This window comes from Streptomyces sp. NBC_00454, from assembly GCF_041434015.1.
Classification (GTDB): domain Bacteria; phylum Actinomycetota; class Actinomycetes; order Streptomycetales; family Streptomycetaceae; genus Streptomyces.
The window spans coordinates 4,116,854-4,128,698 of the sequence record NZ_CP107907.1 but is presented as its reverse complement, the minus strand read 5'-3'; the positions used below and the strand labels follow the sequence as shown (position 1 = coordinate 4,128,698).

Here is an 11,845-nt window from a genome sequence, read left to right as displayed (position 1 = left end):
ACATTAGGGGATGAACAAGACCCACTCCAGCCGCCGCTCCGCAGTCCAAAGGTACGCCCCAACTCCCGCCCCCACGACCCTCCGTGCACCACACACGCCGGGACGACCCCCGGGTGAATTCACCAGGGGTAGATCATGGGGTAGGGTGAGGAACGATACGGATCCAGGCAACTGGACCGCTGCGCGGATGTAGTTTAATGGTAGAACATGAGCTTCCCAAGCTTATAGCGCGGGTTCGATTCCCGTCATCCGCTCTTATAAGAAGGCCCAGGTCAGCGACCTGGGCCTTCTTCGTGGCCTAGACCTCTCAGGACCCGCGCGTCATTCGCGTGCCACAAGTTCCCTCACAGGGCGGCAGATTGGCTGCTAAGTCGCCACTGGCTGCGCCAGAACGCCGAGTAGTCCCGAATTATCGAGACGCATCGTCGGATGATGTGCGCCACACGTCGGAGGGGTGCGTCACCTGACGTGGACGGTGTCGATCTGGCAGGCGGGCTGCGCGGCGGGGCTGGTGACGGTTCGGGACGTGGTCGATCCAGGGGTTACGTAGACGCGGACCTTCTGCGGGGCCGGTCCGCCGGCTCCCGCCCACCCCGACACGGCTATCTCGTACCAGTGCGATGCGGTGTCGTGGTTGGTGATCGTCACAGGGATGGTGACGGTCTACGGGGCGGTGACCATGCCGCCGAGGGTCGTGTACCGGTACGGGCACTGACCCACGGTCACGTCGCCGGTGCCGTCGTGCGCGGTGGCCGTTCCGGTGTCCTGGGGGCCGACGACCCACCCGAGGACCGCCAGGCCGAGGAGCCCTGCCAGGGCATAGCCGACCGTGCGCGGCTCGACCCGCGCAACCCGCAGTACGACGACCTGCGGCGTACCGGGCGGCGCGTACCAGCCGGCCGCGGCCGGTGCGCTGCGATAGGTGACGCGCCTGGTGGTGCCGTACGAACGGGATGATGGGGCCACGCGACCCCGCCGGATTCCCGTCGGCGGGGCCACGGTGTGCTGTGGCTGCTAGAGGCTGGCGGCGAAGTTCCCGGCCACCGCGTCCGCTTCGCTGAGGTTGACCTTTCCCCGGTGGCTGACCTCTACCTGGTAGAAGCCCGCGCCGGTCGGTACGCCGTCCACCGCCACTTTGTAGGCGCATTTGTCGACGCCCTTGTAACCCCCGTCGGTGAAGGTGCTCGCGCCGAGGGAGCCGACCGCGAGGACGGTCCCCGCCTTGTCATAGACGGTGACGGAAGCCCCCTCCCGTATGTCGTTGTAGCCCCCGGTGCCGAAACAGCGTCCCGCGCTGCTGGAGTTCCCAACGCTGTCGGCGTCAGAGAGGACGAATACGCCGTTCAACTGGAACGTCTTGGGGGCCTTCGACGCGTCCTGGCCGCTGCCGGCAACGGCCGCGACGCCGCCCAGCGTCAGGGCTTGCGTGACGGCCAGGACCACGGCGGCAGTCTTCCACCAGTTACGGGGGACGTCGGGATCAACGACGGGCATGGGCGGCGCGGCGGCCGGGACGGTCTCGGGGGTGGAAGGGTCGGGCTCAGTCATGGGGGTTGTTCTCTTCTTCAAAGGATGCTGCTGCCCCGCCGGATTCGCGCCGGCGGGGCAGCAAGGCGTTTTGGGGTCAGTGGCTGGTGAGGGCGCGATTGGTCTCGTACGCCAGGGCCCGTCGGCAGGTCAGCTCTTGTGGAGGGCGCGGAAGGTCTCATAGGCCAGCGCCCGCCGCGTCAGCTCGATCGCCGCATGGCGCGCTTCGGCGGTGTCCCCGAGCTGAAGATGGATCCGCTTGATCCCGGACGCGTTCGGGTTCTTCGTTCCGAACCTGACTCCCGTCCGCCCCTGGTAGTCGGCCGCGTGCTCCCACGGCAGATTGACTTCCAGGCGGGCCGATCCGTAGATCAGGTAGACGGCCGTGTTGGCCCCGGGCAGGTCGGGGAGCAGGCGCACGTACTGCTCGGGCTGGGTGGCGTCGGGGTTGTCGCGGCGCCGCTCTATTCGCACGTAGGGGGAGTCGGCGGCCGCGTGTACGTATGCCCAGGACCGTTCGATCCGCTCGGGATGGGTCTCGTCACGGCGGGCCTCGAACAGGGCTCTGAGTTCTTCGCGCTCTTCGCTGGTCAGGTGATTCATGTGGGTGCCTGCCTAGGCATGAGTGGGTCAGGTGGGATGGGCGGTGGTGGGGGGGGGCTTACGGCCGGGCCGGGGTCATCCGGGCCGTCAGAGCGGCATGCATGGCCGCGTAGTCGGGGTCGGGGGCGTTCTCTGCCCGCTCTACCCACAGTCGCTGCGCGCGCCGGTCGGACGCTTGGCGCAGCATGGACTGAAGGCTACGTGCGGGTAGTGGCACGGTCTGCCACTGGGCCGCCCACCCGCTCGCGCAGGGCTCGGGCGACTCCGCGATCGGTGGCCGCGATCCGCTCGGCCGACCGTGACACCTTTGTCAGTCCGTGTTCCGGGCGGCGCGTGTCGGTACGTCGCGCCGCCGCCCAGGATCACCCGCCGCGTGCCGTGTTCCAACTCGCTGAGTGGCAGCCACGACCCAGATGTCCACGGGCTCGAGAAGCGCACCGGAGGACGCGGGCTGCGGCGCGCGCACCCCTTCCCGCAGATCGCGGCTCGACCGGTATTTCCACATATCCCGGAGAGGTTCGGTCGTCGGCCGTGAGGTTCGATCCCCAGATGCTCCGCCACCTTCGTGAGCGAGCTGTCGGGATCCGAGACGATGGCCGACAACTCTTCACGGCGGTGTCGGCCATCGGCACATCTCAGGCAGATCACCACTGCCTGGCGGCCACCCGCGTGAAGCCTCACGGGGGCTCACGACGCGTCATCGGGGGGCGGGCGCCCGAAGCCCTCTGTCACCTCTTCGGGTAGCGGACGTAACGCCACCGCGGCACTGAACCTCTGGCCAACCACCGTGCCACAACGTGCCAGTAGGAGCGGTAAACAGCGGTCCGCAAAGGCTCGTCCGCGCCTCTCGTTGCGATCCCCCAGCAGCGGCGTCTCCGCAGGTCAACAGTCGTGCAGAGGTCCAAGTGCCGCGTGATTCCCAAGCTTATGGCGCGGGTTCGATTCCCGTCATCCGCTCTTATAAGAAGGCCCAGGTCAGCGACCTGGGCCTTCTTCGTTGCCCAAGACGGTTCAAGCCCGTTCAGAGTCCCGCACCACTTGCGCACCACTCGATCCCCGAGCGGCCTGCGCGACCTGCGTCTTTTCAAGAGCAAGCGCGTATGCCCGGTCGGCACTGACGGCCACGTCGCACCCAAGGGGCGGCAGGGCATCGCTAGTTGGCGTTCACGGAGCGCCTTCCGGTGAATCGTCAGGCGCATGATCGACGCGATAGATTCGTATATGAGTGCGAGACATTTCGGTCATCCTGACGTTCCGTCACCCATGTAGACCCATTTTTCCGATATACGGGGTATTGCCCTGCAATATGCGTGAGTAATGCCGGGCAACGGCGTATTACTACCTCTGGCAGGGAGCCGCTCGCCCCGCCCAGGGTGAGCCTGCACGAGGGATCGCAGGTGGGGGGCCTCCGCCCTGTCCAGTGACCGTCACGGGCGCCCGAGGTTCTCCTTCGGGAGGACTGAGGCTCGAAGCGCTCGAAGCAACAGAAAGGTCCTGCTCTGGCGTTGGATGCCATTCGGTCGGATCCACCCAACAGAAGGCCTCAACCAAGACTGCTCAAACGGGGAGCCATCTTCCTGCTTCCCACCGCGCTCTTCGCAGCGGCCACTCTGGTCCCGCAGTACGCTCACGCCGCGGAAGCCCCCGTGGGGCTGGGGACCGCCACCAACTACGCGGTTCTGGCCGGTTCGACGGTCACCAACACGAACACCCCCACCATCATCAACGGCGACCTGGGACTCTATCCGGGCACATCGGTGACCGGCTTTCCGCCCGGCATCGTCAACGGAGTGCAGCGCATCGCCCCCAACGCCGCCGCCCTTCAGGCGAAGAACGACCTCGTCACCGCCTACAACGACGCGGCAGGCCGGGGACCGGGGAACGTGCTCGCTTCGGCCGAGATCGGCGGACTCACGCTGGCGCCCGGCGTCTACACCGCCCCGTCGACCGTGGGCATCACCGGGACGGTCACTCTCGACGGCCAGAACGACCCCGCCTCCGTCTTCATCTTCCGGATCCCCTCGACCCTGATCACGGCTCCGGCGAGTGTCGTGGCCTTCATCAACGGCGCAAATGCCTGCAACGTGTTCTGGCAGGTGGGCAGCTCCGCCACCATCGACACGACCTCCCAGTTCAAGGGCAACATCCTGGCCCTGGAGTCCATCTCGGTGAACACCGGCGCCGTGATCGAAGGCCGTGCCCTCGCGCGCAACGGCGCGGTCACGCTGGACAACAACACGATTACGAGGGCGGCTTGCGCCGTTGGCCCGCCCGGACCTCCCGGACCGACCGGCTCTCCCGGCCCGACGGGTTCGCCCGGCCCGACCGGCTCTCCCGGCCCGACGGGTTCGCCCGGCCCGACCGGCTCTCCCGGCCCGACGGGTTCGCCCGGCCCGACCGGCGCACCCGGACCCACTGGCAGCCCTGGCCCGACCGGCGCACCCGGACCTGACGGCTCGCCCGGTACCCCCGGATCCCCCGGCGCACCTGGCCCGACCGGCTCACCCGGACCCGTCGGCAGCCCCGGACCGGTCGGCTCACCCGGCCCTGACGGCTCGCCCGGTACCCCCGGTGCCCCCGGATCCCCCGGCGCACCCGGCCCGACCGGCTCACCCGGCGCCCCCGGTGCACCTGGCCCGAGCGGCTCACCCGGCCCCGTCGGCGGCCCCGGACCGGTCGGCTCACCCGGACCCGTCGGTGCCCCCGGACCGGTCGGCTCACCCGGACCCGTCGGCGGCCCCGGACCGGTCGGCTCACCCGGACCTGCCGGACCTGCCGGACCCGCGGGACCCGCAGGGCCCGCCGGACCTGCCGGACCCGCAGGACCCGCAGGACCCAAGGGGCCGCGCGGGGACAAGGGCGAAAAGGGTGACCACGGCGAGCACGGCCACGGGCACCACAACCACGACGAGGGCGGACCCGGCCACGGTCACGACGACGAGGACGAGGACGACGGCGAGCACGGCCACGGCCACGACGGGCCCGACGACGGCGGACCCGGCCACGGCCACGACGACCACGGCAAGCCTCCATGGGCCAACTCCCTGCCGGGCAACCTCAACGCTGGTCCGGGCCCCCTGGGCGCCGGCCACACGGCCAAGAGCGTCAACTTCGCCCACGTGAGCGCCGCCACCCGCCAGCAGCCGGAGGGAGCCTCGCCCGTACTCGCCGCGAACCGCGCAAGCAGCGGGCCCGGCATCCTGGCCGCCTCCGCAGCCGCGCTCGCATTCATCGGAGGCTCGGTCCTCTTCACCATGAAGCGAGTCCGACGTACGGCGACTCGACAGGACTAGCCCATCGCGGACGTGACCGCCTCCCGCCCCCGAGCCATCGGGGGCCGGGGCCGGAGCCCGGTCACGCACATGGGACGCCCCTTGTCAGCCGTTCGGCGGCCGAGCCCCTGGAATCGTGGTCCAGGGGCTCGGTGGGGCTCGAGAGACCCCGAGCCGGCGCCCCCGAACAGCCCGTGCTGGTAAGTGAGTTGGCGGCACGAAATCGGCCGGCGGCCGGCGGCCGGATCCACTGACGGACTCGCCGTCAGGACATCGAAGGACAGGGCTCCTGCACGCGCTGAACTCCCTGCCCTGACCGGTGGAGATCAGGGCAGAATTCCGTACGGCCGTATGCCTTGACGACTTCGTCGACGAAATGGCGCGTACGGTCCGGGCCCAGCGCCAGGGCCTGCAAGTGCGCGTACATATCGCTGTAGCGCCGCACGTCGGATCGTTTCTCCAGATAGAGGTCGCTGGTGAACCTTTCGAGATACACCACGCCCACATCGGTGGCGTCGGCAAATTCGAGCAGCGCGAACTGTCCCGAAACGCCCGGGTGCGCACCCACATCGTGAGGGAGAACCTGCAGGGTGATGTGCGGCCGGGCGCTGAGGCGGATCAGATGGTCCAGCTGTTCGCGCATGACCTCGCGGCCGCCCACGACGCGCCGCAGCGCCGATTCGTCCAGTACGGCCCATAAGCGCAGCGGGTTGCGCGGGGCGCCCACTCGGCCCTGGCGCTGCAGCCGCACCTGAAGGCGTGTGGCCGCCTGTTCGGCAGTGGCGTGAGGGATCGTTCCTGCGATGACCGCCTGGGCGTAGGCGGGAGTCTGCAGCAGGCCGGGGATCACCATGGGCTCGTAGAAGCGAATGGCGGCCGCCGCGGCCTCCAGGCCGATGTAGGCGCCGTACGTGATGTCTCCGTAGGAATTCCACCAGCCCTGCTGACCCGATTCCCTGGCCAGTTGCATCAGGTGATCAACACGCCGCTGGTCCTGGACTCCGTACAACGCGCAGAGATCGCGCACGTCGCGCGGCTTGATGAGGCGGTGACCGTTCTCCAGCAGGCTGATCTTGGGCTGGGAGATCAGCAGGCGTTCCGCCACCTGCTGCGTCGTCATTCCGCTGATCTCCCGGAGCCGACGCAGCTCCGACCCCAGTCGACGCCTGCTGACGGTGGGATTCACAGTGACGCCCACAAGCCGCGTACCTCCCGTTCCAAATAGACCTTGCGCTAGCGAACAGACTGCCACGGTCGGGGCCGCCGAATCCGCCTTGGCTCCGTGTCGTGCACGGTGATTGCGCCGGGCGGAGAACGCTCTTAACTCGCATTCAGCCTCAGCCGGTTGACCATATATTCCGGTTCACATTAAGAAGAATCAGAACACCGCCTCGCAGTGACCTGAAGAATCGGAATCTCCCCGAAGGGGCCGCCACCAGGTGCAGGTTTCTGTGCAATATGCCAGCGCTTCGACTGCTCCGACCTGACGCTCTCCGCCTTGCGGAAGGCCGGCAAACGGCTGCCTCGTGCCGCCGCCGGGCAGCAGTACGAACGCACCCACCACATCCGACGCAGGCATCGCACGCCGGGCGCCCGAGTGCGACGGAGCGGATCTGGAGCGGAAGCATCCGATACGGGAGCGCCGCCTGGCCCGCATCGCAGCAAAGGGTCCTGATGCCGGACGTGCGCCACAGGCATAGGCTGATAGGTGGGTCATTGCACTCTCACGTGCGGCGGCCCGGAAGGGCGACCCCGGCGTGTGAATGCGCCGGGGCCGTTGCGTCACCGTCGCCGCGCCACAGGGAGCGAGGCACGATGCGTTCAGCCGACGCGCTCCTCTCGACGAAGCGATCTTCACGCAGCGTGGGAAGGTCCGTGCCCCGCGCATGCCCTTCGGGGCGGTGAACAGCGGTCAATACGGGTACGGGCGGACTCTCCCGATAGCGCATTCGCCAGGCTGTTTTCGCAGGTCAGAAGCCATATGGATCACCCCGCGCCATAGATTCCCAAGCTTATGGCGCGGGTTCGATTCCCGTCATCCGCTCTTACAAGAAGGCCCAGGTCGGCGACCTGGGCCTTCTTCGTTGTCCAGACCTCTCGGGGCGTGCGTGCCATTCGCCCGCCATACGTCCCGCAGCGGTGGGATCAAACTACGGTCGAGCCCCAGCGAGAGATCTGCGGCCCCAGTCCGCACCGAGGTCTACGACACCCCGGGTGAGCGGCATCCGTCGAGGACGATCGCGGTCGAGCCCGACCAGCTTTACCCAACGTCATTTGTTCGAGCGGTTGTTAGGGTTACCCGTTCCGATTCGAATACCAAGGGGGGCTTCGGTGACTTTCGACGAGGAATGGGCAGCCGCCAAGCAGAGCGCCGCTGCGACGAGCGGCTCGTCGTCCGACCTGGTGGTCACTCAGGACGACTTGGGCGCCGTCGGGCACGAGGCGTTCGTCATTCACGGCGAACTGCGCAAGAAGTCGGACATCGCAGGCACCGGGGCGACCGGCCGGGCCGGGACCGAATGCTCGGCCCGGAACCTGGCCTTGGGTGCGGAGCTTTCGGTGACCCTGTCCACGTGGGACTCGCAGGTCAAGACGGTGCTGCAGATGTATGCGCACGTCTCCAACCACCTCGACTACTCCAAGCGGGCCCACGCGCGTGACGACGAGGCCATCGCTGCCAGCCTGCGCCACCGCGATGGTTCCGCCATGTCGGTCTCCGAGATACAGAGGTACGTGAAGTGAGTGGAGCGACCTTCACCTGGACCGACCTCATCACCCTCGACCTGGGCAAGCTGAACGAGTCCGCCACGGAGTGGAGGACGGCCGCCGAGGAGCTGGCGAAGCTGCACGGCGCGGTGCGCGACGGCCTCGTGAACAAGTCGGAGGCCGCCCGCTGGGAAGGGGTCAACGCCACCGTCACACGTGAGTTCGTCCGCAGTGCCGCGAAGGAGGTCGACGACCTCCAGCGTGAGGCCAAGAGCATCCACGCGGTGCTCGCCGACGCGCATGCCGAGCTGGCAGAGATCCAGAAGAAGGCGAGAGACCTGGCCGAGGAGGCGAGGCAGGGCTCGCCCTCTCGCAGCCCCGAGCCGGACCCGGGGCTGCTGGTGACGGATGCCGGCGGCGGCAAGGTCCGTGTGGAGCCGTCCGTCTGCGAGGTGAAGGGCCCCTCTCAGCGCACCCAGGACATGGTGCGCTGGTACGCCGACACGCTCACCGGCCTGGTCAGCCATGCGGCCGAAGTGGACGCCGCCGCCACCCGGGCGCTGCGCGCCTCCCACGGCGCCGACCCGTACGACGCCGGTCACGCCGAGTACACCTCGCTCGACCAGGACCAGCTGCCACGGGCCATGAAACTGGCCGCCCTGGGCGAGGACGCGAAGCCCGCCCAGCAGGCCGAGCTGCGAAGGCTCTGGCAGTCGCTCAGCCCTGACGCCCGTGCGCAGTTGTGGACCGCGCACAAGGGCGACCTGCTCGCCGCCGGACTGTTCAACCCGTCGGTCAAACAGGTGGCGGCCGACCGGGGGTCGGGCAAGCACGGGGCGCAGGGAGCCGACTGGGACGACTGGGTCACCCGGACGAAGATGCAGTCGCTCGTCTTCGGCGCCGACTGGGGTGACCTGAACGACGCCTCGCGCAACATGAAGCACTACCTGGACAACACCGGCACCCCCATGGAGCTCCCGGTCGACAAGATGCTCACTGACGACAAGGGCTTCCAGCGCCACGTGGACCAGGTGTTCCTCCAGGACAACGAGAAGGCGTGGCGGGAGCAGGCGCTGGCGGAGTACGAGCGAAGTGGTGGCCGTCCGGTCGCCGTACCCGTCGAGACCATCAGCGAGGACTACTCCTTCACCGAGACATCCGACCAGAACTGGTTCTACGCGGTCGGGTCCGCCCGGTCGAACGTGACAGGGGTGGTGACCGTCGTGCCGGGCGCCGACGGCAAACCGGTGGTCGGACTCGACTACCAGGTCAACGTGTGGGACCGGTACAACTGGGACGAGGGCAAGGGCGTGAACATCGGGCCGATGGACATCCCCGACGGCGAGATGGGGCGGCAGCACAAGGTCGGCCTGGCCCAGGAGTTCAACATGGCCGGGAGCAGTTCGGTCAAGCACTACGAACCCGGCAGCGACGCCGCCCCGCCCGCCCCCGATGCCTCCGGACGGGCCGGCGAGCGCAGTGATCCCGGCCGCCACGCCCGGGACGGAGGAGGGGACGTCGACCGATGAGCCACCGTCCCGCGCCTCCTGCCGGTGCCAGAAGGCGAAAGCCCTGGCAGCGGCGCCTGGCCATCGGCGCCTGGATCTTCTCGGGCCTGTGCATCCTCGGTTTCCTCGGGACGGTCCTGACCGTCACGTACGGCTTGCGGCAGTCGGCCGGGCAGGCGTGCTGCTGGGCGGAGAACGCCACACCCGAATGGGCGGCGAGGACGATGGGGGTCCAGGTACCGGAGACGGCCACCGATCGGCGGGCCGGGCTCCACAGCAACGTGCAGTACGACGTCGCGTTGCTCGCGTTCACCGTCCCGACCGACGAGGCGGACCGGCTGTTGCGGCCGCTTCGGAGCGAAGGCTCCGAAATGGCCCGCAACCGGTATCCGGAGAAGCCGGGTTACACCCGCGGCGACGGCTTCACCCACCTCGGACTCCCCGAGCCCGAGACCTTCGTCGAAGGCATGCGTATGGGCAGCGTCTGCCCCCGTGACGCGAAGACGCCCCAAAGCGAGTCCCTCAGGCTGTGCGCGAACGTCTACGCACACGAATTCCAGCCCGGCACCACCCGCATCTACCTCTGGGCCAGCAGCGAAGCGCCCATCCCGAAGCCGACGGGCTGACCGGATGCCCAGCCGACTCCCACCCGCGCCTTGGCCCGCTTCCGCCAGCCGAGCGCGGTGTGCTGGATCAGAGCAAGGGCGTGTGTGGTCCGGGCAGTTGTGGGAGGCGGAACAGGCCTTCCTGACCACTGTCCGGCAGGAGTGGGGTCTCCAGGCGATGCCGCGCAACCCGGCGCAGGTTGATCAGGTGGCGTAGGTCAGCACGCCCCCTTGCACCGGCCCGCCGCGCCGTCGGTACAGTCCACTGGGCCGCACCGCAGTCCGGCGGCCGACCCGCCACCCCCGCCATCCCCGCTTTCGCCCGTAGCCCGCAGGGGCGGGCGGGCAGCGCACGTACACCTCCCCGGAGCCAGACCATGACATGGCAGTGGATCGGCCTGATCGCCTTTTCCCTCACCCTGCTGCCCGCCGGCCTGGCCATGGCAGCCGACCGGATACCTCGCCGTCTGCGCGCCAAGCTGACGCCCGTACGGCCGCGCGGCTGGGCCCTCCTGCTGATCTACGCCACCGCCCCCGTCAACGCGGTCCCCCGCCTGGCCGACGCCGCCCCCGGCATCACGCTCGCCTGCACGGCGGCCGGCGGAGCCCTCGCCGTCGCCGGCTGCCTGCTTCTGGGCTTCGCCACGCACCGGCGGCAGCGCCAGGCGGTCGCGACCCCTCGCTGAGGGCCCAGCCGCCCGCACGGCGGACCGCGTCTCGCCGTCAGACGGCTGCTCCGGTTCCGGTGGAGAGTGCTACGTGGCGCCATTGGTCGAGTTCACGTCGCACCAGATCCAGCTTCGCCTCGACGCGCTCGATCGCGTCCGCACCCAGCTGCAGGCGCAGCGGCGGATCGGGCACCTCGGTGATGTCGACGACGGCCTTCGCCGCCTTCACCGGATCGCCCGGCTGGCGGCCGTCGTTGGCAGCCAGTGCCTCGCGCACCGGGCCCGCGCCGGCCGCGTAGTCGGCGATGGAGGCCGGTTCGACCTGCATGCTCAGCTTGCTGAGGAAGTCGGTGCGAAACCCGCCCGGCTCCACGATCGTGACGCGGACACCGAGCGGGGCCAGTTCGCCGTGCAGCGCCTCGGAGATGCCTTCGAGGGCGAACTTCGAAGCCCCGTACAAGCCCACCGCCGGGGCGGTGGCGAAGCCGCCCACCGAGCCGATGTTCAGCACGTGTCCGGAGCGCTGGGCGCGCAACGTCGGCAGGGTCGCCCGCAACGTGTTGAGCACGCCGAAGACGTTGACGTCGAACAGTGCCCGGACGGCCTCGTCGGAGGTCTCCTCGATCGCGCCCACGAGACCGTAACCGGCGTTGTTGACCACGATGTCGAGCCCGCCGAACTTCGCCACGCCGGCCTCCACCGCAGCCATCAGCTGCTCCGGTTCGGTCACGTCCGCGTCCACCGCCAGCAGTCGGTCCGGCTCGTGCGGGTAGGCCCGGAGCACCGCTGACGCGTCCCTCGCCGTAGCGATCACGCTGTGTCCTCGCTCCAGCGCTTCCCGGGTTATCTCCGCGCCGAGCCCCCGAGATGCCCCGGTGACAAACCAAACGCTCATGTTCTCCCCTGTTGTGATGGGCCGATGGGCCGGTGCGCCCGATGGGCCGACACCTTGACGC

General features: G+C 68.9%; 12 protein-coding genes and 1 tRNA gene. 6 read left to right on the top strand and 7 right to left on the bottom strand.

Annotation, left to right across the window (positions count from 1 at the left end):
- The first annotated feature begins 183 nt into the window (after positions 1–183).
- Positions 184–254, top strand: a tRNA-Gly gene (locus OHU74_RS19245).
- Positions 255–459: 205 nt separating this feature from the next.
- On the opposite strand, the gene OHU74_RS19240 is transcribed toward OHU74_RS19245, so the two are convergent.
- The 5 genes from OHU74_RS19240 to OHU74_RS19220 form a co-directional block, all read right to left on the bottom strand.
- Complete coding sequence (locus OHU74_RS19240; protein ID WP_371617062.1) at positions 460–648, bottom strand: hypothetical protein; 189 nt, start codon at positions 646–648, stop codon at positions 460–462.
- A 15-nt stretch (positions 649–663) separates the two neighbouring features.
- The gene (locus OHU74_RS19235; protein WP_371617061.1) at positions 664–966 is read right to left on the bottom strand and encodes a hypothetical protein; all 303 of its coding nucleotides are present in this window, start codon (positions 964–966) and stop codon (positions 664–666) included.
- Positions 967–1,014: 48 nt separating this feature from the next.
- The gene (locus OHU74_RS19230; RefSeq protein WP_371617060.1) at positions 1,015–1,548 is read right to left on the bottom strand and encodes a hypothetical protein; all 534 of its coding nucleotides are present in this window, start codon (positions 1,546–1,548) and stop codon (positions 1,015–1,017) included.
- 129 nt (positions 1,549–1,677) lie between these two features.
- Positions 1,678–2,130 (bottom strand): hypothetical protein, encoded by a 453-nt coding sequence (locus tag OHU74_RS19225; protein WP_371617059.1) that lies wholly within the window; start codon positions 2,128–2,130, stop codon positions 1,678–1,680.
- A 58-nt stretch (positions 2,131–2,188) separates the two neighbouring features.
- Positions 2,189–2,317 carry a hypothetical protein gene (locus OHU74_RS19220; protein WP_371617058.1) on the bottom strand — a complete coding sequence of 43 codons (129 nt, stop codon included), beginning with the start codon at positions 2,315–2,317 and terminating at the stop codon, positions 2,189–2,191.
- A 1,459-nt stretch (positions 2,318–3,776) separates the two neighbouring features.
- Between OHU74_RS19220 and OHU74_RS19215 the strand changes: the two genes are divergently transcribed.
- A complete protein-coding gene (locus OHU74_RS19215) occupies positions 3,777–5,423 on the top strand; it encodes an ice-binding family protein (protein ID WP_371617057.1) in 1,647 nt (548 codons plus the stop codon).
- Positions 5,424–5,667: 244 nt separating this feature from the next.
- On the opposite strand, the gene OHU74_RS19210 is transcribed toward OHU74_RS19215, so the two are convergent.
- Entirely contained in the window at positions 5,668–6,600 is a 933-nt protein-coding gene (locus OHU74_RS19210) for a helix-turn-helix domain-containing protein (RefSeq protein WP_371617056.1), read from the bottom strand.
- Between the two features lie 1,133 nt (positions 6,601–7,733).
- Here OHU74_RS19210 and OHU74_RS19205 point away from each other — a divergent pair.
- The 4 genes from OHU74_RS19205 (at position 7,734) to OHU74_RS19190 (ending at position 10,907) form a co-directional block, all read left to right on the top strand.
- Positions 7,734–8,144 carry a hypothetical protein gene (locus OHU74_RS19205; RefSeq protein ID WP_371617055.1) on the top strand — a complete coding sequence of 137 codons (411 nt, stop codon included), beginning with the start codon at positions 7,734–7,736 and terminating at the stop codon, positions 8,142–8,144.
- Positions 8,141–9,637, top strand: a complete 1,497-nt coding sequence (locus tag OHU74_RS19200; RefSeq protein WP_371617054.1) for a hypothetical protein — start codon at positions 8,141–8,143, stop codon at positions 9,635–9,637. Before OHU74_RS19205 ends, OHU74_RS19200 begins: the two co-directional genes overlap by 4 nt.
- Positions 9,634–10,242 carry a hypothetical protein gene (locus OHU74_RS19195; protein WP_371617053.1) on the top strand — a complete coding sequence of 203 codons (609 nt, stop codon included), beginning with the start codon at positions 9,634–9,636 and terminating at the stop codon, positions 10,240–10,242. The genes OHU74_RS19200 and OHU74_RS19195 overlap by 4 nt, the downstream gene beginning before the upstream one ends.
- A 356-nt stretch (positions 10,243–10,598) precedes the next feature.
- On the top strand, positions 10,599–10,907 hold the full coding sequence (locus OHU74_RS19190) for a hypothetical protein (RefSeq protein ID WP_371617052.1): 309 nt from the start codon (positions 10,599–10,601) through the stop codon (positions 10,905–10,907).
- A 37-nt stretch (positions 10,908–10,944) separates the two neighbouring features.
- On the opposite strand, the gene OHU74_RS19185 is transcribed toward OHU74_RS19190, so the two are convergent.
- The gene (locus OHU74_RS19185; RefSeq protein WP_371617051.1) at positions 10,945–11,784 is read right to left on the bottom strand and encodes an oxidoreductase; all 840 of its coding nucleotides are present in this window, start codon (positions 11,782–11,784) and stop codon (positions 10,945–10,947) included.
- Between the last annotated feature and the right edge of the window lie 61 nt (positions 11,785–11,845).